Source organism: Mycobacterium sp. D16R24, from assembly GCF_002013385.1.
In the GTDB taxonomy this organism is placed as follows: domain Bacteria; phylum Actinomycetota; class Actinomycetes; order Mycobacteriales; family Mycobacteriaceae; genus Mycobacterium.
This window is the reverse complement of sequence record NZ_MAEV01000016.1, coordinates 21,648-43,102: the sequence shown is the minus strand read 5'-3', so window position 1 is coordinate 43,102 and position 21,455 is coordinate 21,648. Positions and strand designations below refer to the sequence as shown.

Annotated in this window: 18 protein-coding genes and 2 pseudogenes; 17 read left to right on the top strand and 3 right to left on the bottom strand. The window is 63.9% G+C overall.

What is annotated here, in order from left to right; translation table 11 throughout:
* Positions 1-47 precede the first annotated feature (47 nt).
* The 15 genes from B4383_RS14750 (at position 48) to B4383_RS14680 (ending at position 17,113) form a co-directional block, all read left to right on the top strand.
* Positions 48-602, top strand: coding sequence for an NADH-quinone oxidoreductase subunit B (locus tag B4383_RS14750; protein WP_078291998.1), 555 nt, complete (start codon positions 48-50; stop codon positions 600-602).
* Complete coding sequence (locus B4383_RS14745) at positions 599-1,285, top strand: NADH-quinone oxidoreductase subunit C (protein WP_078292000.1); 687 nt, start codon at positions 599-601, stop codon at positions 1,283-1,285. The genes B4383_RS14750 and B4383_RS14745 overlap by 4 nt, the downstream gene beginning before the upstream one ends.
* A complete protein-coding gene (gene nuoD, locus B4383_RS14740; RefSeq protein ID WP_078292002.1) occupies positions 1,285-2,583 on the top strand; it encodes an NADH dehydrogenase (quinone) subunit D in 1,299 nt (432 codons plus the stop codon). The genes B4383_RS14745 and nuoD overlap by 1 nt, the downstream gene beginning before the upstream one ends.
* Positions 2,580-3,308 (top strand): NADH-quinone oxidoreductase subunit NuoE, encoded by a 729-nt coding sequence (gene nuoE / locus B4383_RS14735; RefSeq protein WP_078292004.1) that lies wholly within the window; start codon positions 2,580-2,582, stop codon positions 3,306-3,308. Before nuoD ends, nuoE begins: the two co-directional genes overlap by 4 nt.
* Before the next feature lie 22 nt (positions 3,309-3,330).
* A complete protein-coding gene (nuoF, locus tag B4383_RS14730) occupies positions 3,331-4,626 on the top strand; it encodes an NADH-quinone oxidoreductase subunit NuoF (RefSeq protein ID WP_078292006.1) in 1,296 nt (431 codons plus the stop codon).
* Positions 4,623-7,007 carry an NADH-quinone oxidoreductase subunit G gene (locus B4383_RS14725; RefSeq protein WP_078292009.1) on the top strand — a complete coding sequence of 795 codons (2,385 nt, stop codon included), beginning with the start codon at positions 4,623-4,625 and terminating at the stop codon, positions 7,005-7,007. Before nuoF ends, B4383_RS14725 begins: the two co-directional genes overlap by 4 nt.
* The gene (gene nuoH, locus B4383_RS14720) at positions 7,004-8,272 is read left to right on the top strand and encodes an NADH-quinone oxidoreductase subunit NuoH (protein WP_078292015.1); all 1,269 of its coding nucleotides are present in this window, start codon (positions 7,004-7,006) and stop codon (positions 8,270-8,272) included. The genes B4383_RS14725 and nuoH overlap by 4 nt, the downstream gene beginning before the upstream one ends.
* Complete coding sequence (gene nuoI / locus B4383_RS14715; RefSeq protein WP_078292017.1) at positions 8,265-8,801, top strand: NADH-quinone oxidoreductase subunit NuoI; 537 nt, start codon at positions 8,265-8,267, stop codon at positions 8,799-8,801. Before nuoH ends, nuoI begins: the two co-directional genes overlap by 8 nt.
* A 29-nt stretch (positions 8,802-8,830) precedes the next feature.
* Complete coding sequence (locus B4383_RS14710) at positions 8,831-9,559, top strand: NADH-quinone oxidoreductase subunit J (RefSeq protein WP_078292136.1); 729 nt, start codon at positions 8,831-8,833, stop codon at positions 9,557-9,559.
* Complete coding sequence (gene nuoK / locus B4383_RS14705) at positions 9,556-9,855, top strand: NADH-quinone oxidoreductase subunit NuoK (RefSeq protein ID WP_078292019.1); 300 nt, start codon at positions 9,556-9,558, stop codon at positions 9,853-9,855. Before B4383_RS14710 ends, nuoK begins: the two co-directional genes overlap by 4 nt.
* A 13-nt stretch (positions 9,856-9,868) precedes the next feature.
* A complete protein-coding gene (nuoL, locus tag B4383_RS14700; RefSeq protein ID WP_139360790.1) occupies positions 9,869-11,734 on the top strand; it encodes an NADH-quinone oxidoreductase subunit L in 1,866 nt (621 codons plus the stop codon).
* A 5-nt stretch (positions 11,735-11,739) separates the two neighbouring features.
* A complete protein-coding gene (locus B4383_RS14695; RefSeq protein WP_078292139.1) occupies positions 11,740-13,338 on the top strand; it encodes an NADH-quinone oxidoreductase subunit M in 1,599 nt (532 codons plus the stop codon).
* Positions 13,335-14,933, top strand: coding sequence for an NADH-quinone oxidoreductase subunit NuoN (gene nuoN, locus B4383_RS14690; protein WP_078292023.1), 1,599 nt, complete (start codon positions 13,335-13,337; stop codon positions 14,931-14,933). The genes B4383_RS14695 and nuoN overlap by 4 nt, the downstream gene beginning before the upstream one ends.
* A gap of 184 nt (positions 14,934-15,117) precedes the next feature.
* A complete protein-coding gene (locus B4383_RS14685; protein ID WP_078292025.1) occupies positions 15,118-16,359 on the top strand; it encodes a fatty acid desaturase in 1,242 nt (413 codons plus the stop codon).
* Between the two features lie 85 nt (positions 16,360-16,444).
* Complete coding sequence (locus tag B4383_RS14680) at positions 16,445-17,113, top strand: ABC transporter permease (RefSeq protein ID WP_078292027.1); 669 nt, start codon at positions 16,445-16,447, stop codon at positions 17,111-17,113.
* On the opposite strand, the pseudogene B4383_RS14675 reads toward B4383_RS14680, so the two are convergent.
* Positions 17,067-17,471 (bottom strand): annotated as a pseudogene (locus tag B4383_RS14675) (hypothetical protein); the annotation flags it as partial. The gene B4383_RS14680 and the pseudogene B4383_RS14675 overlap by 47 nt on opposite strands.
* Between B4383_RS14675 and B4383_RS14670 the strand changes: the two are divergent.
* Positions 17,471-17,608 (top strand): annotated as a pseudogene (locus B4383_RS14670) (MOSC domain-containing protein); the annotation flags it as partial. The pseudogenes B4383_RS14675 and B4383_RS14670 overlap by 1 nt on opposite strands.
* Before the next feature lies 1 nt (position 17,609).
* Here the strand turns inward: B4383_RS14670 and B4383_RS14665 are convergent.
* Together B4383_RS14665 and B4383_RS14660 are read right to left on the bottom strand one after the other, a co-directional pair.
* Positions 17,610-18,419, bottom strand: a complete 810-nt coding sequence (locus B4383_RS14665) for a thioesterase family protein (protein ID WP_078292029.1) — start codon at positions 18,417-18,419, stop codon at positions 17,610-17,612.
* The gene (locus B4383_RS14660) at positions 18,416-19,306 is read right to left on the bottom strand and encodes a RecB family exonuclease (protein WP_078292031.1); all 891 of its coding nucleotides are present in this window, start codon (positions 19,304-19,306) and stop codon (positions 18,416-18,418) included. Before B4383_RS14660 ends, B4383_RS14665 begins: the two co-directional genes overlap by 4 nt.
* A gap of 171 nt (positions 19,307-19,477) precedes the next feature.
* Here B4383_RS14660 and B4383_RS14655 point away from each other — a divergent pair, with 171 nt between their 5' ends.
* Positions 19,478-21,445 carry a CocE/NonD family hydrolase gene (locus B4383_RS14655; RefSeq protein ID WP_078292033.1) on the top strand — a complete coding sequence of 656 codons (1,968 nt, stop codon included), beginning with the start codon at positions 19,478-19,480 and terminating at the stop codon, positions 21,443-21,445.
* Positions 21,446-21,455 lie beyond the last annotated feature (10 nt).

The window sequence follows — 21,455 nt, the reverse complement described above, 5'->3', positions numbered from 1 at the left end:
CGGAAGTCCTTGCAACATCACGAATAAGCACACCTGTCGGGAGAGCCATGGGTCTTGAGGAACAACTGCCTAGCGGATTTCTGCTGAGCACCGTCGAGGCGCTGGCGGGGTACGTGCGCAAAGGTTCGTTGTGGCCCGCCACCTTTGGACTGGCCTGCTGCGCTATCGAGATGATGTCGACTGCGGGCCCCCGATTCGACATCGCCCGCTTTGGCATGGAACGGTTCTCGGCGACACCCCGGCAGGCCGACCTCATGATCGTGGCGGGCAGGGTCAGTCAGAAGATGGCCCCGGTGTTGCGGCAGATCTATGACCAGATGGCCGAACCGAAATGGGTGCTCGCCATGGGGGTCTGTGCTTCTTCGGGCGGGATGTTCAATAACTATGCCATCGTCCAGGGTGTCGATCATGTTGTCCCCGTGGATATCTACCTTCCCGGGTGTCCTCCGCGCCCGGAAATGCTGTTGCATGCAATCTTGAAGCTGCACGAGAAGATCGCCCACATGCCGCTCGGGGCCAACCGTGCGGAAGTCATCCGCGAGACCGAAGCGGCGGCCCTTGCCGCCACGCCGACCATCGAGATGAAGGGCCTACTGCGGTGACCGGCGACGAGCAGAACCCAGGCGAGGTCATCGGGGTACGGCATGGGCTCTTCGGGGTCCACGGCAGTGGCGACACGTCCGGCTATGGCGGACTGGTTCTGCCCATCTCCTTGCCGGTCAGCTCGGCCCGTCCCTATGGCGGGTACTTCGATCAGGTTGTCGATCGGCTGGAATCGGTACTCGCGGACCAGGAGCATGTCACCTATGAGGACGCCATCGAGGGTGTCATCGTCTACCGCGATCAGCTCACGATTCACGTCCGGGCCGAGCATCTGGTGCAGGTCGCCCAGTCTCTGCGGGATGACCCGGAACTGCGTTTCGAGCTCTGCCTCGGTGTCAGCGGTGTGCACTACCCGGAGGACGCCGCGCGGGAACTGCATGCCGTCTACCCACTCATGTCGATTACCTGGAACCGTCGCATTCTACTGGAAGTGGCCGTGCCGGAAGGTAATCCGCATGTTCCGTCACTGAATGCCGTCTACCCGACCACCGACTGGCATGAACGGGAAACCTACGACTTCTTCGGCATCGTCTTCGATGATCACCCCGCGTTGACGCGAATCGAAATGCCAGATGACTGGGAGGGGCATCCTCAGCGTAAGGACTATCCGCTCGGTGGCGTGCCGGTCGAGTACCACGGGGCGACCATTGCGCCGCCCGATCAGCGGAGGTCCTACAACTAATGACAGCACAGCCCGAGATTCATCTCATGGCCGGCGGGCAGGACTGGGATGAGATCGTCACTGCCGCCGCCCAAGCCAGCGACGAGCGCATCGTCGTCAACATGGGTCCCCAGCATCCCTCGACCCACGGGGTGCTGCGCCTGATCCTGGAGATCGAGGGGGAGACGGTTACCGACGTGCGCTGCGGAATCGGCTACCTGCACACCGGTATCGAAAAGAATTTGGAGTATCGCACGTGGACGCAGGGCGTCACCTTTGTGACCCGGATGGACTACCTGTCCCCGTTTTTCAACGAGACCGCCTATTGCCTGGGGGTCGAGCGGTTACTTGACATCACCGACGAAATCCCGGAGCGCGCCACCGTGATTCGGGTGTTGATGATGGAACTCAATCGCATCTCCTCCCATCTGGTCGCACTCGCCACCGGTGGCATGGAGCTTGGTGCGATGACTGCGATGTTCCTCGGATTTCGCGAACGCGAAATGATCCTGAAGGTGTTCGAAGCGGTCACCGGCCTGCGTATGAACCACGCCTACGTCAGGCCCGGTGGGCTGGCGCAGGATCTGCCCGATGGCGCCGAGCAAGAGGTGCAGGATCTGCTGAATATCCTGCCCGGCAGGTTGCGCGACATGGAAAACCTGTTGAACGAGAACTACATCTGGAAGGCGCGGACCCAGGGCGTCGGATACCTGGATCTCACCGGGTGTATGGCATTGGGCATCACGGGTCCGGTGCTGCGCGCCACGGGGCTTGCGCATGATCTGCGACGTGCACAACCGTACTGCGGGTATGAGAACTATGACTTTGACGTCATCACCGATGGGGACTGTGACTCCTATGGTCGATATCTGATCCGGGTCAAGGAGATGCGCGAGTCCATCAAGATCGCTCAGCAATGTCTGGATCGGTTGACGCCAGGACCGATCATGGTGGACAACAAGAAGATTGCGTGGCCCGCAGATCTGGCGTCGGGCCCAGATGGATTGGGCAACTCGCCCAAGCACATCGCCAAGATCATGGGCACCTCCATGGAGGGGCTGATCCACCACTTCAAACTGGTGACCGAGGGGATCAGGGTGCCGGCCGGACAGGTGTACGTCGCCGTCGAGTCGCCGCGCGGCGAGCTCGGGGTGCACATGGTCAGCGATGGCGGAACCCGGCCCTACCGCGTGCATTTCCGCGATCCGTCGTTTACGAATCTGCAGTCTGTCTCGGCGATGTGTGAGGGCGGGATGGTGGCCGATCTCATCGCCGCGGTCGCGAGTATCGATCCGGTGATGGGTGGGGTGGACAGGTGAAGGAGACGGAGCGCGAGAGCGTTTTTCTTGAACTCGGGAGTCGCCCGCCGGAGGACGAGGGCAACTTCGCCGGACACAGAACCTATCCGCCGGAAGTGGTGTCACGGCTTGCCATCGACGCCAAGGAGATCCTCGACCGGTATCCGAGCCGTAGGTCGGCGTTGCTGCCGCTGCTGCACTTGGTGCAGTCGGAAGACGGGTATGTGACCAGAGCGGGTATTGAATTCTGTTCGGGACAAGTGGAACTGACATCCGCCGAGGTCACCGCCGTGGCGAGCTTCTACTCGATGTACCGGCGCCAACCGACCGGTGATTACCTCGTCGGGGTATGCACCAACACGCTGTGCGCGGTGCTCGGTGGTGACGCGATCTTGACGCGGTTGGTCGATGAACTCGGCGTACCGCCCGGCGGTACCACGGAGGACGGCAAAGTCACGCTCGAGCATGTCGAGTGCAACGCCGCGTGCGACTACGCGCCGGTGTTGATGGTCAATTGGGAGTTCTTCGACAACCAAACCCCCGATGGAGCAGTCGATCTGGTGGAAGACCTCCGCAGCGACCGTATTCCCGAGCCACGGCGCGGTGCCCCGCCGTGCACGTTCAGACAGACCGCCCGGATCTTGGCGGGGTTCGCCGACGACCGGCCCGACGCAGTCGCCGCGGCACGGCCGGGCGACCCGACACTGGCGGGCCTGCGACTAGCCAAAGATGTACGGGAGGGATGAAGGGAGTGAATAGGTGTCGTCAATGATCCTGGCCCCGGTCCTGTCCGAGCACTGGGACGAAGCCGACTCCTGGACTCTCGGCGGGTATCTGCGCCATGAGGGCTACCAGGGTCTGCGCACCGCACTGGGTATGGATCCGGATGCGGTCATCGCCCTGGTCAAGGACACGGGTCTGCGTGGGCGGGGAGGTGCCGGATTCCCCACGGGCACCAAATGGTCTTTCATTCCGCAGGGTGACGGCAAGCCGCACTACCTGGTGGTGAACGCCGATGAGTCCGAACCCGGTACCTGCAAAGACATTCCGTTGATGCTGGCGACACCACACACCCTCATCGAGGGAATCGTGATCGCGGCCTACGCCATCCGGGCCGCACATGCCTTCATCTACGTGCGCGGTGAGGTGATCTCGGTGATCAGGAGGTTGCAGACCGCGGTGGCACAGGCTTACGAGGCCGGATACCTGGGCCGCAACATTCTTGATAGCGGTTTCGATCTGGAGCTAGTAGTGCACGCCGGCGCGGGCGCCTACATCTGCGGAGAAGAGACTGCGCTCTTGGACTCGCTGGAGGGACGCCGCGGCCAGCCGCGGCTGCGGCCCCCGTTTCCCGCGGTTGCCGGTCTGTATGCCAGCCCGACGGTCGTCAACAATGTCGAGTCCATCGCGAGTGTCCCGGTCATCCTGAGGCGCGGTCCCGAGTGGTTCCGGACAATGGGATCGGAGAAATCGCCGGGATTCACGCTGTACTCGTTGTCCGGGCATGTGCGTACTCCCGGACAGTATGAGGCTCCGCTCGGAGTGACACTGCGTGAGCTGCTGGAGCTGGCCGGGGGGGTGCGCGACGGACACGGGCTCAAGTTCTGGACTCCCGGTGGCTCATCGACACCGCTGTTCACCGCCGAGCATCTGGATGTCCCCCTCGATTACGAGGGAGTGAGTGCCGCCGGATCGATGCTGGGCACCAAGGCATTACAGATATTCGATGACACCACGTGCGTGGTACGCGCGGTGCTGAGGTGGACCGAGTTCTACGCGCACGAGTCCTGCGGTAAATGCACACCCTGCCGGGAGGGTACCTACTGGCTAGTGCGCATCCTCCAGCGACTGGAATCGGGCGAGGGGGCCGCCGAAGACCTGGACAAACTCCTCGACATCTCGGACATCGTGCTGGGCAAGTCATTCTGCGCTCTCGGTGACGGCGCCGCGAGTCCGATCATGTCCTCGCTCAAGTACTTCCGCGGAGAGTACGAGGCACACCTACAGAACGGATGTCCCTTCGATTCGCGGGCCAGCACCGTCTTCGGGGAGGGGAACCGATGACTGCCGTAGAAAGGGGAACCGAGATTGAGCTGGTCACCGTCAACATCGATGGAACCAGTATCTCGGTGCCCAAGGGCACATTGGTCATTCGTGCCGCTGAGCTGATTGGCGTCCAGATTCCCCGGTTCTGCGATCACCCGCTCCTCGATCCGGTGGGTGCGTGCCGCCAGTGTCTGGTCGAAGTGGAGGGGCAGCGTAAACCGTTGGCCGCCTGCACTACCACCGTCACCGACGAGATGGTGGTGCATACGCAGGTCACGTCGGCAGCAGCGCAGAAGGCGCAGAGCGGCGTGATGGAACTGCTGCTGATCAATCACCCACTCGACTGTCCGGTCTGCGATAAGGGCGGAGAGTGCCCACTGCAGAACCAGGCCATGTCGACCGGTCGCGCCGAGTCCCGGTTCGCCGAAGCCAAGCGCACGTTTCCCAAGCCGATTCCGCTGTCCACCGAGGTGCTACTCGACAGGGAGCGCTGTGTCCTGTGCGCGCGTTGCACCCGGTTCTCCCAGCAGGTGGCCGGTGACCCCTTCATCGAGCTCCTCGAACGCGGTGCGCAACAACAGGTTGGCATTGCCAGCGACGAACCCTTCGAGTCCTACTTCTCCGGCAACACCGTGCAGATCTGTCCAGTGGGTGCTCTCACGGGTGCCGCGTACCGATTCCGGGCCCGTCCGTTCGATCTGGTGTCCACCCCTAGTGTGTGTGAGCACTGTGCCAGCGGATGCGCGCAGCGCACCGACCACAGGCGGGGAAAGGTATTGCGGCGCCTGGCCGGTGACGATCCCGAAGTCAACGAGGAATGGAACTGCGACAAGGGGCGCTGGGCATTCACGTACGCCACCGCGGGCGACCGCATCACCAATCCGATGATTCGCGACGAGTCCGGAAATCTGGTAGCGGTGTCCTGGCCACAGGCATTGGAAACCGCCGCAAAGGGTTTGGCGGATGCAGGCACCAATGCCGGGGTCCTCACCGGTGGACGGCTCACCGTCGAAGACGCCTACGCATATGTGAAGTTCGCCCGCATGGTGATGGGCACCAACAACATCGATTTCCGGGCCCGCGCGCATAGCGCCGAGGAGGCCGCATTCCTCGGCTCGGGCGTCGCCGGGCACGGGATGACGCAGACGTATGCGGCTTTGGAGTCCGCGCCGGTGGTTCTGCTGGCGGGCTTCGAGCCGGAAGAGGAATCTCCCATCGTCTTCCTGCGGCTGCGTAAGGCAGTCCGCAAGCGGGGACTCAGGGTGCTTTCCATCGCGCCGTTTGTCAGCCGCGGATCCACCAAGCTTTCGGCCCGTGTGATCGCCACCGTTCCCGGTACTGAACCGGAAACCATCGCGGGCCTGGCTGATTCGGAACTCTTGCACCAGCCCGGAGCCGTGATCATGGCGGGGGAACGGCTGGCGTGGATACCCGGAGCGCTGTCGGCCACGGCCCAGCTCGCCGCGAAGACGGGCGCGACACTGGTGTGGGTTCCCCGCAGGGCAGGGGAGCGTGGAGCCTTGGAAGCGGGCGCGTTGCCCAGGATCCTGCCGGGTGGCCACCCGGTATCGGACAGTGCTGCGCGACGCAATGTCGCCGACAAGTGGGGAGTGATCGCACTGCCCGACATGCCCGGACTCGATGCCGCCGGCATGTTGGATCCCGGGAGCGGACTCGACGCGTTCCTTGTCGGTGGAGTCGAGCTGGCGGATCTTCCGTATCCCGCCGCCGCCGTCGGTGCGCTCAGGACGGGATTCGTGGTGAGCCTGGAGATGCGCCACGGCGCTGTCACCGAGCTCGCCGACGTGGTACTTCCGGTGGCGGCGGTCGCGGAGAAATCCGGCAGCTTCGTGAATTGGGAAGGCAGGCTGAGACCCTTCCAGACCACGCTGGACACCAGTGATGCCCTCGACGATCTCAGAGTGCTTGCCGCGCTCTCGCGGCGGATGGATCGTCCGATCGGCCTGAACCACGCGGCCGAGGCACTCGCCGAGCTCGCGGACATCGGTCCGTGGGAAGGGGCGCGGGAGATCCCGGGGCCGATCAGGGCGACCGCCAGGCCGCGGCCCGAGGCGGGCGAGGCGGTGCTGTCGTCCTGGCGGCTGCTGCTGGACGCCGGTCGGCTGCAGGACGGTGAGCAGTTCCTTGCCGGGACTGCCCATACCGCCGAGGTGCGGCTATCGGAGGCGACCGCCATCGAGATCGGAGCTTCCGAAGGCGAATTGGTGACCGTACGCAGCATGTCGGAGTCGATCCGCGGTGCCATTACCCTGCCGCTGCGGATCACCGAGATGCCGGACAGGGTGGTGTGGGTGCCCCTGCGCTCGGCCGGTTCGGAGGTTCATCAGCAGCTCGGCCCGGCGCTCGGGCAACTGGTCCGAATCGAGGTGGCGCCGTGACAGGCAAGACCGATTTGTCGCAGTTCGGAGTCGATCCGCTATGGCTCGTACTCCTGAAATGTGTTGCGGTGTTCGCCTTTCTGGTGCTGACCGTGCTCGTGGCGATTCTTGTCGAGCGCAAGGTGCTTGCCTGGATGCAGCGTCGCATCGGTCCCAACAGGGTGGGCCCGTTCGGGCTGCTGCAGAGCCTGGCCGACGGTGTGAAACTGGCTCTGAAAGAGGGCCTGACCCCCGCCGGGGTCGATAAGCCCATCTACCTACTGGCGCCCATCATCTCTGTGGTGCCGGCGATCGTCGCGTACGCGGTCATTCCGTTCGGTCCCGTGGTCTCGTTCTTCGGGCATCGCACACCACTTCAGCTCACCGATCTACCGGTGGCGATTCTTTTCGTGCTCGCGGTCACTTCCGTGGGCGTGTACGGGATTGTGTTGGGCGGCTGGGCCTCCGGATCTACCTACCCGCTGCTGGGTGGATTGCGGTCCTCCGCGCAGGTGATTTCCTACGAGATCGCGATGGGCCTGACCTTCGCCGCTGTGTTCCTGCTGGCCGGAACGATGTCGACTTCGGGGATCGTCGCGGCGCAGGCCGGCCGTTGGTATGTTTTCCTGCTGCTGCCGTCCTTCCTGGTGTACGTGACCGCCATGGTCGGTGAGACCAACAGGGCACCGTTCGACCTGCCCGAGGCGGAGGGTGAGCTGGTCGGCGGCTTCCATACCGAATACTCCTCGTTGCGCTTCGCGATGTTCATGCTCGCCGAATACATCAACATGGCAACGGTTTCCGGGTTAGCGGCGACCATGTTCCTTGGTGGCTGGCATGCGCCCTGGCCGTTGAGCCTGATTGACGGTGCGAACACCTCATGGTGGCCGGTGTTGTGGTTCGTGGCCAAGGTCTGGGGCTTCATGTTCCTGTTCATGTGGCTGCGCGCCACATTGCCGCGGCTGCGCTACGACCAGTTCATGCGGTTGGGCTGGGAGGTCTTGATCCCGGTGGCGCTGGTGTGGATTGTCGTCGTCGGCGTGGTGCAGGCCATGGCGCTTTATGGATACGGAAATCCGTCGATCATCCTCGGGGTCATCGGCGTCGTGGTCTCGGTGGGCAGCATCGCCCTGGTGGGTGCTCTGTCGCGGCGCCCCGAATCGCCAAAAATCTTGTTGTCCAGCAGGTTCGATCCGATGGCCGGCGGATTTCCGGTGCCGCCGTTGCCCGGGCAGCACGTCGGCGCGGACCCGGGTCCGACCACCAAGGAGGACGCACATGCCTAATCTTCTGCGACATTCGGTCGACGCCATGGCAGGGTTCTGGGTCACCTTCTCGTCGATGTTCAAAACGCGGGTCACCGAGCAGTACCCCGAGGAGAAGGAGCCCACAGCTCCCCGATATCACGGAAGGCACCAACTCAACCGGTACACCGACGGGCTCGAGAAATGCATCGGCTGCGAGCTGTGTGCCTGGGCATGTCCGGCTGATGCCATATTCGTCGAGGGCGCCGACAACTCCGAGGAAGAGCGCTTCTCGCCAGGTGAGCGATACGGCCGGGTCTATCAGATCAACTATCTGCGCTGCATCGGTTGCGGGCTGTGTATCGAGGCATGCCCGACCCGCGCTCTGACCATGACCAACGACTACGAGATGGCCGATGACAACCGGTCCGACCTCATCTACGGCAAGGACAAATTGCTGGCACCGCTGCAGCCAGGAATGGCGCCGCCGCCGCACGCGATGTACCCGGGCACCACCGACACTGACTACTACCTGGGCAACCTGCCTCAGGCCGGGAAGGAGGTCAGGTGAGCTTCGATGCCGCGGCGGGCCATGTGACGGTGCTTGCGGCCGAGGGGCTCTCGCGCACGCCGACGTGGGAGGGGGTGACGTTCTGGGTGCTTGGCACCGTCGCCGTGCTCGGCGCGCTCGGTGTGATCGCTGCACCCAAGGCGGTGTACTCGGCGATCTTCCTGGCCATGACGATGGTGATCCTCGCGGTGTTCTTCGTGGCCCAGGGTGCGCTGTTTCTCGGTGTCGCCCAGGTGGTGGTGTACACCGGCGCGGTCATGATGCTGTTTCTGTTCGTCCTCATGTTTGTGGGCGTAGATTCCTCCGACTCGCTGGTGGAGACCCTGCCGGGGCAGCGGGTGGGTGCCATCGCCGCCGGGCTGGGGTTCGGGATGCTGGCCGTCGCGGGCATCGGAAATGCCTCCACCACAGCATTCGTGGGTCTGGACCAAGCCAACAGCCGCGGCAACGTGGAAGGTCTGGCCGAGCGCATCTTCATCGACTACCTGTGGGCGTTCGAACTCACCGGCGCACTATTGATCACCGCGACGATCGGCGCGATGGTGCTGGCGCACCGCGAGAAGCTGGGGCAGACCGGCGGACAGCGCGAGATGGCGATTCGCCGCTTCCAGCGTGGCGACCGTGCCACGCCATTGCCCAATCCGGGTGTGTACGCGCGGCATAACGCTGTCGACGTGCCCGCGCTTCTTCCCGACGGGTCATTCTCGGAGTTGTCGGTCAGCGGTGTGCTCACCCCGCGAAATATGGAGGCGCGGTGAATCCCGACAATTACCTCTATCTGGATGCGCTCATCTTCACCATCGGGGCTGCCGGGGTGATGTTGCGCCGCAACGCAATTGTGGTCTTCATGAGTGTCGAGCTGATGCTCAACGCGGCCAACCTGGCGTTCGTCACCTTCGCCCGGATGCATGGGAACCTCGACGGCCAGGTCATCGCATTCTTCACCATGGTGGTCGCGGCCACGGAAGTGGTTGTGGGACTGGGGATCATCATGACCATATTCCGCACCCGCAGGTCGGCTTCGGTCGACGACGCCGATTTGTTGAAGTTCTAGGAGGGGAGTGCCCGTGACATGGCTCATGCCGGTGCTGCCCCTGGCTGGTGCGGTCGTCCTTCTGCTCGTCGGCAGCCGGGGTGATGGCTGGGGGCATCTCTTGGGCTGCGCGACGGCGTTGGCCTCCTTTCTCGTGGCCGTCGTGTCATTTGTCGGCATGCTCGGCCGCACAGCCTCCGAACGTGTGGTGCACGAAACGCTCTTCGCCTGGGTTCCGGTCGGGGCACTGCGCGTCGATTTCGGATTGACACTCGATCAGCTGTCCGTGTGTTTCGCACTGCTGATCACCGGGGTGGGTTCGCTTATCCACATCTACTCGATCGGGTACATGGCGGATGACCCTGATCGGCGACGGTTTTTCGGCTACCTGAATCTCTTTCTGGCGGCGATGCTGGTGCTGGTGCTCGCCGACAACTTCCTGGGGTTGTATGTGGGCTGGGAGGGAGTTGGCCTGGCGTCCTACCTGCTGATCGGTTTCTGGTACCAGAAACCTTCGGCCGCTGTCGCGGCCAAGAAGGCCTTCATCGTCAACCGCGTCGGCGACATGGGGCTGGCCCTGGCCATGATGCTGATGTTCGCGACGTTCGGCTCTGTCGGCTTCGCCCAGGTGCTCGGCTCGGCGGGTGCGGCCGGCGAGAGTCGCAACACCGCAATCGGATTGGCACTATTGCTGGCGGCGTGCGGAAAGTCGGCCCAGGTGCCGCTGCAGTCCTGGCTTGGGGATGCGATGGAGGGCCCCACCCCGGTATCGGCCCTCATCCATGCGGCCACCATGGTGACCGCCGGCGTCTATCTGATCACCCGGTCCGGACCGATCTTCGAACGCGCCCCTTACGCACAGGTCGCGGTGGTGAGCGTCGGTGCCGTCACCCTGCTCTTCGGAGCGATCATCGGCTGCGCCAAGGACGACATCAAGAAGGTCCTTGCCGCCAGCACGATGTCGCAGATCGGCTACATGGTGTTGGCGGCGGGGCTCGGGCCCGCCGGGTATGCGGTGGCGATCATGCATCTGCTCACCCACGGGTTCTTCAAGGCGGGGCTGTTCCTCGGAGCCGGTTCGGTCATGCACGGTATGAACGAAGAAACCGATATGCGCCGTTACGGTGGGCTGCGCTCCGTCATGCCGATCACCTTTATCACCTTCGGGCTGGGATACCTCGCCATCATCGGGGTTCCGCCGTTCGCAGGGTTCTATTCGAAGGACAAGATCATCGAGGTCGCCTTCGGTCACGGCGGTGCCGGCGGATTCCTCCTTGGCACGGCGGCGCTGCTGGGTGCCGGGATCACGGCGTTCTATATGACTCGGGTCATGCTCCTCACCTTCTTCGGCTCCCGTCGATGGAGGCAGAACGCGCATCCGCATGAGTCGCCGTCGGTGATGACCTGGCCGATGATGGTGCTCGCCATCGGTTCGGTGGCCGCGGGATTCCTGCTCAGCTTCGGTGGGGCCCTGCAGAACTGGCTGAAACCGATCGTCGGTGCGCATCACGTCGAGGTACCCGTTCCTGCCTGGGGGATCAGCGCTGTCACCGTCGCGGTGGTGCTCTGCGGCGTCGGTGTCGCTTACCGGATGTACCGCGCCGACGTGCCTGAAACGGCGCCGCAAGGGTCGGCGCTCACCGTCGCCGCACGCCGGGATCTTTATGGCGATGCCGTCAACGAGGCGGTGTTCATGCGTCCCGGACAACGGCTCACCCGGCACCTGGTGCGCGCCGACGACCGTTGGGTCGACGGCCTCGTCAACGGTGTGGCCTCCGCACTGGGCGCCGTCTCGGGCTGGGTGCGGCATATGCAGACCGGCCATGTCCGCTCCTACGCGTTATCCATGTGTGCCGGAGCGGCTCTGGTGATCGCGGCGTTGATGGCAGTGAGGTGGTGAGCGCGATGGGTGCGGTGACAGCTCTGTGGCTTATTCCGTTGGTGGGCGCCGGTGCCGTGCTGATCATGCCGAACCATCGGCGGACCCTGGCCAAATACGTGGCGCTGGGTGCCTCGGTGCTGGTCCTGATCGTCGCGATGGCGCTGGCGGTTGCGTTTGATCCCGCAGGTCCGCAGTACCAGTTCGTCGAATCGGTTTCCTGGATACCGGCATTCGGGATGAGGTACGCGGTGGGTCTCGACGGAATCGCACTCGCACTGGTGCTGCTGACTACGGGGCTTCTGCCGATCCTGTTGCTGGCCTCATGGAATGACGGAGCAGAGGCCCCGGGGTACGAGAATCGTCCTGTGGCGCAACGCTATATCGCGCTCATCCTGGTCGTGGAATCGATGGTGTTGCTGTCCTTCTCCGCGCTGGACGTGTTGCTGTTCTACATCTTCTTCGAGGCGATGCTTATCCCGATGTACTTCCTGATCGGCGGGTTCGGGAGCACCCACTCGGACACCGGGCAGCGGTCACGCGCGGCGGTGAAGTTCCTGATGTACAACCTGTGTGGCGGCCTGGTCATGCTAGCTGCCGTCATCGGGCTCTACGTGGTTACGGCGCAAGGTCAGACCGGGAGCCAAGGCGGCACCTTCGATCTACGCGATATCACCGAAATGGTCGCCACCGGCGCGCTCGGGATCGACCCGGGTGTGGCCAAGGCACTGTTTCTCGGCTTCATGTTCGCGTTCGCGGTGAAGGCCCCGCTCTGGCCGCTGCATACCTGGTTGCCCGATGCCGCGGTGCACGCCACCCCGGCCAGCGCGGTGCTCATGATGGCGATCGTCGACAAGGTGGGAACCTTCGCGATGCTGCGGTACTGCATCCAGCTGTTCCCCGATGCCAGTAGATATTTCACGCCGCTGATCATCACCCTGGCGGTCATCGGCATCGTCTACGGAGCCATCCTCGCGATCGGTCAGACCGACGTGATGCGACTGATCGCCTACACCTCGATATCGCATTTCGGATTCATCATCCTGGGCATCTTCGCGATGACCAGTCAGGGACAATCGGGGTCGACGCTGTACATGGTGAACCACGGCATCTCCACCGCGGCATTGATGTTGGTGGCGGGGTTCCTGGTGTCCCGCAAGGGCTCTCGACTCATCGCGGCCTACGGCGGAGTGCAGAAGGTGGCACCGGTTCTCGCCGGGTCGTTCTTGGTGGCCGGTCTGGCCACACTGTCGCTGCCCGGCCTGGCGCCGTTCATCAGCGAGTTTCTGGTGCTGGTGGGAACATTCACGCGGTACCCGGCGGCCGCGGCGTGTGCGGTCATCGCGTTGGTGCTCGCCGCTATCTACGTGTTGTGGATGTACCAGCGGATGATGACCGGCCCGCTCGCACCCGGGAACGAGACCATCGGCGATCTGAAGCGCCGTGAATTCGCCGTGGTGGTGCCGTTGGTCGCGTTGCTTCTCGTGTTGGGCATCTACCCCAAGCCACTGTTGGACATCGTGAATCCCGCGGTCGAACAGACACTGCGCACCGTCAACGAGAAGGACCCACCGCCGGTTGTGGCCGATGTCGCCCTCCGCCATGGCGAAGGTGAGCGACGATGACCGATATCGGAATCCTTCCCGCCCCGCCGATCGCCTATGGCGCGCTTTCTCCCATGCTGATCATGTTCGGGGTCGCGGTGGTGTCGGTAATGGTGGAGGCATTCGTTGTGCGGCGGTACCGGTTCGCCACTCAACTGGCGCTGGCCACCGCCGGAATCCTCGGCGCCTTTGTGGCAGTGGTGGCGCTGAGTGGTTCGCGCCACGTCGTCATGAACGGCGCGGTGGCGATAGACGGCCCCACGCTCTACCTGCAGGGGCTCATCCTGGTGGCATCCGGTCTGGCGCTGGCGGTGATGGCACAACGCAGAACAGTTGCCGCGCTTCCCAGTACGGTGGGCGCCGGCGGTGGCCTGGATGCCTTCGCCGCGCAGGCGTCCAGCGTTCCGGGCGGTGAACCGGAGCGAGTGCTGAACCGCACCGGTATCACCCAAACGGAGATCTTTCCGCTGACATTATTTGCGATCGCCGGCATGATGCTCTTTCCCGCCTGCAACGATCTGCTGACGATGTTTGTTGCCCTGGAGGTGTTCTCGCTTCCGCTATACGTGATGTGTGCGCTGGCCCGACGTCGGCGTCTGCTGTCCCAGGAGTCGGCGCTCAAGTACTTTCTGCTCGGGGCGTTTTCCTCTGCGTTCTTCCTGTTCGGCTCGGCCTTCGTATACGGATACGCCGGAACCGTTGAACTCGGCGCGGTCGCACGGGTTGTCCAGGCGGATGCGGGGGAGCGGTCCTTCTTGCTGCTCGGAGTCGCCATGCTGTCGGTGGGTCTGCTGTTCAAGGTAGGAGCGGTGCCCTTCCATTTCTGGGTCCCCGATGTGTATCAAGGTGCACCGACCCCGGTCACCGCATTCATGGCGGCCACCACCAAGATCGCGGCGTTCGGGGCGTTGCTACGAGTTCTGTATGTGGCGCTGCCGGGGATCACGGCCGACTGGCGTCCGGTGCTGTGGGCGGTGGCGATCGCCACCATGCTGATCGGATCCATCGGTGCGGTGACACAGACCGACGTCAAGCGCATGTTGGCCTATTCGGCGGTCGCGCATACCGGATTTCTCTTGACCGGGGTCGCGGCCGCCAATGAGCGTGGTGTGTCGTCGACGTTGTTCTATTTGGCGGCATACGGTTTCAGCACCGTGGGGGCTTTCGCCATTGCGGGACTCGTGCGCTCGGGAGACGGAGAGGACGGCCCGAATGAGGACGAAGAGATCACCGATCTGAGTCGATGGGCCGGAATCGGTCGCCGGTCGCCGGTGCTCGGTGTTGTCTTCGCACTGTTTCTGCTGGCCTTCGCGGGTATCCCGCTGACGAGTGGATTCGTCAGCAAGTTCGCGGTCTTCGAGGCCGCCGCGTCCGGCGGGGCCATGCCGCTGGTGGTGGTGGGAGTGATATGCAGCGCGATCGCCGCATACTTCTACGTGCGGGTGATCGTGCTGATGTTCTTCGCCGATCCGGTACCGGACTCGGGGGTGCTACGGATCCCGGGCCCCGCCGTCGCGATATCGATTGGAGTGAGTGCACTCGTCACGGTTCTCCTCGGCGTGGTGCCCCAGCCGCTGCTCGAACTGGTTGGGAATCTCGTCAACTTCGCCACGTGAGTCCAGTCACCGATCACCGGCCGTGACTCGCCGTACGTGGCGACGACACGCCCCGGATCTGTACAGAATGCGGCGTGTCGAGGCATAGCGTGGCCTGGTTGTCACCACCTGTGGCGTGTCCATTTACCGGCGAGTAACCTACGGTACCGTAGGGTGGCGGTATCGCAGCTGCGGAAGGACACCAATGGCGATCACGGACATCTCGGCATTCGCGCATCTCACCAGCGAGGACGTCGAGAACCTGGCCGTCGAGCTCGATGGGCTCCGGCGTGAGATCGAGGAGTCGCGCGGTACGCGTGACGCCCGTTATATCCGGCGCACCATCGGCGCGCAACGCGCGCTCGAATTGACCGGCCGCGCCCTTCTGGCGGCGAGCAAGAAGCGCTCCGCATGGTGGGCCGGCACGGTGACGCTGGCCGTTGCCAAGATCATCGAGAACATGGAGATCGGCCACAACGTCATGCACGGCCAATGGGATTGGATGAACGACCCCGAGATTCACTCCTCGACGTGGGAGTGGGACATGGCCGGCGCCTCCAAGCACTGGCGCTTCACGCACAACGTCGAGCATCACAAGTACACCAACATCCTCGATCTGGACGACGACGTGGGCTACGGGATCCTCCGTGTCACGCGCGACGAGCCGTGGAAGGTGCGCAACCTCTTGAACCTGCCGCTCAATTTCATCCTCGCGGCGGGATTCGAGTGGGGAATTGCTCTGCAGCACCTGGAGTTCCGCAAGATCTGGACAAAGGAAACCCGCGAGGCGACCAAGCAGCGGGTGCGTGAGCTGATCACGTCTGCGGGTTCGCAGGTCTTCAAGGACTACGTCGCATTCCCGTCAATCACCGCGCTGTCGCCGGGGGCGACCTACCGATCCACATTGACCGCCACGGCAACGGCCAACCTGATTCGCAACTTCTGGTCCAACGCCGTCATCTTCTGCGGGCATTTTCCGGACGGCGCCGAGAAGTTCTCCGTGACCGATATGGAGAACGAGACGCGTGGCCAGTGGTACTTGCGCCAGCTGCTGGGCAGCGCGAACTTCGATGCGGGGCCGACGATGCGGCTGATGAGTGGCAACCTGTGTCACCAGATCGAGCATCACCTGTACCCGGACCTGCCGAGCAACCGGCTGCACGAGATCTCGGTGCGCGTGCGGGATATCTGCGAGCGCTATGACCTGCCGTATACGACCGGGTCGATGCTGCTCCAGTACGCGAAAACCTGGCGCACCATCGCCAAACTGTCGCTACCGGACCGGTTCCTGCATGCCACCGCGGACAACGCGCCGGAGACTCGTAGTGAGCGCATGTTCGTGGTCCTAGAACCTCCTGCTGCCGAGTCGAATTCGGTTCCGCGGCGTGGGCTCAAGACTGCCATCGCCATGGTTCGTGAGCACCGCCGCAACAAGGTGTCCGTCTAGCCTTCTGGCCTGGTGACCCGCGCGTCGTACGGTGATCTTGATGATTCCGCCGCGAGCGCGAGCAGAACACGATATGCAGTGATATGTGACGACGTATTTAGAAGCCCCGACGGTGACCGACGCGGACCCGGGGGACGGCTTGATCGGGAGCCCTGTCCAGCAGAAGCCCAGGCGAACTTTTACCGGCTTTCTGGGGATGGCACTGGACACGTTGGGTGCCATGCTGCGTCGCCCACCCGCGGTGGGCGAGTTCTTCCGGCAGGTGTGGTCGATAGCCAGAGTGTCGGTGCTGCCGATGTGCATGGTGGCGATACCGCTGGCCGTGGTGATCGTGCTCGTCCTCGAGGCCCTGGTGTTCGGCCCGACGGGATTCCCGACGCACGTGGTGTTGGTCGCGGCGGCCACGGGTGCCACCGTTGTCTTCGCCGAGGCCGATTCGCCCCGGATTCAGCAGGAGATCGACGCCATGCGGGGCAGGGGTATGGACGTCACGCATGCGTTCATCGTTCCCCGTGTCCTCGCTACCGCGGTTGCCGCGGTGCCGCTGGCGTTGATAGCTGTTGGGGCAGCTGGCGTCTACTTCTTCTCGGCTTTCGGTAAGCACACTCCGCTGAGTCTGTTCATCGGGAACTTGGCGCAGCTGATGAGTCCGACCAATGTGCTGATTGTGGCTATCGAGGCGGCGGCTCTCGGGTTCATTGGCGGCCTCATCGCCTGCTACAAAGGTGTCTCTGCGCCCGCTGACCGGTCGTGACCAAAGCGGCGCGTAGTCCGATCTTCTGAAGGCTGCGGCTCCGCATGAGGGGGCCCAATCCGGCCAGCTGTGCGGCGCCGTAGAGCATGTCCCAGTCGGTATCGATGTGGGTGATCTTGAAGTCTTCGGTCAATGTATAGCGGTCAATGCCAATGAAGTTCAGGCAGCGGCCCGTTCCCTTGAGCTTGGCTCCGGTGTTGGGTTCGATGGTCTCGCCGATCATGCGGCCGATGCCTCGCCACGGAATGGTCACGCGCCACTGACCATCGAAGTAGTCCCAGTAGGGCAACGACCGATTCGTCCCGTCCTGCGGGTAGAAGGCGAAGTCGGGGAAGATGTCGAAGGCGGCCTGGCAGTCCAGACCACGATGTCACCGTCGGGCTGGCCTTCCGGGCGCTGACCCGTGAACCCGCATTGCTTCCCCAACTGCTTGACGTTCCCGCACTGCCGGAGCGCATCAAGGAAACCGTCCGGCGCAGGAGCGGTTCGCCGTAATCTAGCGCCGCTGGACCAACACGGTCTGTGCACTGGAGCCGATGTAACCCCGGCGGTCGAAGATCTCCGCCGTGGTCACGCCGACACCGTCGGGTCCGACCGACATGCGGGCGCGCACTCCGAAATCATCACCGTGGGGAATCCGGTGCACGTGCATCACGGTGTCGGTGTTCATGTAGACGAATCGCAGCGGGTTGAGCACCGCGCCGATTCCGTTCGCGGAATCGATGACCGACGCCAGCCGCTGCCATGGAGTGGTGGGCTCGGTGTCAACGATATGCACGTGTGGCCGCATCCAGGCCACCTGTGGTTCTCCATCGGGTACCGAAAACCACTGAAAATCAACAGATTTCGAGTAGTTGGAGCCCTCGAAACCGAAGGCGGTCGGGGTGGGGCCCTGCGGGTATTCGGGCAGTGGTGGATATCGGTCACTGGCCTTGTCGGCGGTCACCGATGTGGCCAACAGCCACGCGCTGGCCCGCGCGACTGCACGGTATCCGCCATTGGCGTGCGCCTCCATCTCGGCGACCGCAAGTGCGATCCGGCGCCCCGGCCGTTCGATCCACGCCCGCACCCGCACCGGCTCCAGGGGAACCGGGCCGAGGATGTCCAGCGCGACCCGGCCGATCCGCAGGCTCTCACGCGGCTCGGGCAGCTCCTCGATGGCCTTGAGTAGCAACGCCATCGGGGGCGAGCCGTGCTGGAGATTCGGACCCCACCCGCTGGCGGTCAGCGCGGTGGACTCGAATACCTGGAACTCGCCGTCGGCGTCCAAGCGCCGGTAGTAGCAGCCAGTCAGGTCCAGCGTCATGCGGCATCTCCCGGGATCGCGGTCGCGGAGGCTTCGGCATCTTCGATATCCGTATCAGAGACACCGTAACCGGAGGGCCAGCCCGGGTAGGGCGGCGGCGTGCCGCCAAATGCGGGGCACAGCGACTGATGGGCGCACCAGCCGCATAATCGGGACGGGTTGGGCCGGAAGTCGCCCGTGGTGCCGAGGTTTTGAATCGCCCGCCAGATCGCCATCAACGTCTTCTCGAACTTGAGCAGCTCCGCCTCATCCGGTGAGTAGTCGAGCACCTCGCCATCGGACAGATACAGCAGTCGCAGCCGTCGCGGCACCACACCGCGGGTGCGATATAGCGCGACGGCGTAGAACTTCATTTGAAACAGCGCCTTGGCTTCGAACAGGGCGCGAGGTGCACGTCCTGTCTTGTAATCCACCAGGCGCATCGCGCCTCCGGGTGCGATATCGATGCGGTCGATAAATCCGCGCAGCATCGTGCCGTCGGACAGCTCGACCTCGACGCGCTCCTCGCAGCTGTCGGGATCGAATCGGGTGGGATCTTCGAGCCGGTAGTAGCCCGACAGCAGGTCTCTGGCCTCGTCGAGAAACCCTGGAAGGCATTCGGACTCGACCACTGCGGCGAGTTCGGGGTTCGATTCCACGAGGCGTTCCCACGCGGGCTCCACCAATCCGGCGGCGGTGGCGTACTCCCGTTCGGCGGCGGGCCGAGCGTAGAGATCTTCCAGAGCGGCGTGCACGAGACTGCCGCGCACCTGTGCCGTGGACGGCGGCTCGGGGAGCCTGTCGATCGCGCGGAACCGGTACAGCAGTGGGCACTGCTTGAAGTCGCTGGCACGAGAAGGAGAGAGCGCGGGTCGGCGCGTTGGCCGGTTCTGCGTGGTCTCCTCCATGGTTGGCAGCCTAGGCATCACGTCCGACAGGTGCTGACGCCACGCCGTGCACAAAATAGGCGGGCGCCATTCAACACATGTCACAAGTCGTCCCCGAAATATCCGTACTCGAAGTAACGTGAACCTCTCATTGGCCATGGGCAGCGCGGCCCCGCCCGAGAGGAACACGTAGTGACGACGGCAAAGCATCGAAGCCCTCTGGAGAGCCTGCAGGTAAACGACACGGCGCTCGCCGGGGCCGCCCAGGCCGAGCGATGGACCGCGGTGACCGATGGACCCAGCCGGTACTCCCGGGTGTCCTTCACTCCCAATGTCTCGATACCGCTGTCCGATGGGACCGTGCTCAAAGCCCAGGTGTTCCGGCCGGCCAACGCCGACGGGACTCCGGTGAGTGACCCGGTCCCGGTGCTTTTCAACCTCACCCCCTACAACAAATCCGTTACTCATCTGGCCGCGTGGCTGCTTCGCGGGCTGAGCCGGTTCGGCGTGACCGTGCCGGCCGCACCGCCGAAGAACCCGCGTCTGGTCGAGCTCGCCGAACTGGCGCGCGCGATTCCGGGCGGTGGCCTGACGACGTTTGGGGTGAATGACTCGCTGATCCGCAGTGGGTATGCCCAGGTGGTTGTGGACGTTAGGGGAACCGGCGCCTCCACCGGTGACTGGGGGATGCTCAACGATGTCGAGCAGCGCGACACCGCCGAGGTGGTGGCGTGGGCGCAGGCGCAGCCATGGTGCGACGGTGGGGTGGGGATGTATGGAATCTCCTACTGCTCGATCAACTCGCTCCAGGCTGCCGGGAATCAGGTGCCTGGTCTCGGCGCGGTGTTCGCGGTGGAGCCGGTCAGTGACATATCCCGAGACCTCATGAAAACCGGTGGAGCACAGACATTTTTCCTGCCTGTCTGGATGCTTGCCGTCGCACTGGGAAAGTGGCTGCCGTCGCCGTCGGATGTGACACGTGGTGGCATCGGGCTGGGCTGGCTCGCGGGGCGGTTGCGAGCGCCGCTGAATCGCGTGGTGCGGTACATCTTCGAGGGGCTGCGCGGCAAAGGTGCACTGATTGACAACGACGAATACTTCCAGCAGATCAGCCCCCGGTTCGAGGACATCGAGATCCCGACGTTTGTCTATGGGGCGTGGGACGACATCTTTGGCCCGGCCGCCTTGCGTATCCATCGCCGAGCCGCGTTGCCGGGTGGCAGATTTCAGGTCGTCATCAACGAGGGGTATCACGGCTCGCCGGGTTCACAGCTTGGCCGCCAGGGTGGACCGCCTCGGCTGGATGTCTTGCAGCGTGCATGGTTTGACAGGTGGCTCAAAGGTATTGACAACGGAATAGAGAGCTACGGCCCGCTCACCTTGCAGCAGCAAAGTGGCGGTTGGCACACCCTGGACGCCTATCCGCGGCCCGAGGCAAGGCCGCAACGCTTCTACCTGGACGCCGAACCCTCGGGCGTGGGCGCTGGTTCGACATTCGACGGGTCGTTGGGTGGTGCCGCACCGCTCAATAGGACCGAGCACCTCCTTCGACGCCGGATGGGACTGCTGAAATCGCCGACCACCTCCCGGTTGACGGCCGGTATCACCGCCGCCTTGGGAACGTCCGGGCTCAAGGACTCGCGCTACTTCGAGCGTGGTGCGCTCACGTTCACCAGCGCCGCGGCCGCGGAGTCATGGGTGATCTCCGGGGCGCTCAACCTTCATCTGCGCACCAAAGCGTTGGGGACGGAGGCATTCTGGGTCGTTTCGGTGACGGATGTGGCACCCGACGGCTTTTCCCGGATGCTGGCCGAGGGTGCGCTGCTGGCATCGCGGCGGGGCGTGGACGAGGGCAGGAGTTTGCGGACCGCGGACGGCGACTACCTATCGCCTTGGCATCCCACTGGTACGGGGTGCAAGCTCCCGGTGGAGCCCGGTGTGCCGATAACACTCGATATCGATCTCACGGAGGTGGACGCGGTGATCGCGGCCGGGCACCGGCTGCGGGTCGTTGTCTCGGCAGCCAGCCTGCCGAGGTACATACCGTCCGTTCCTGAACTGTGGGCGAGTCGTCACGGTCAGGCTCTTGTTCTGGACCCTGACCAGCCGAGTTACCTGGTGGCACCCGTGGTCGCGGGCGCCGGCGCCGGGTCTGCCTAGTCCTCGTCAG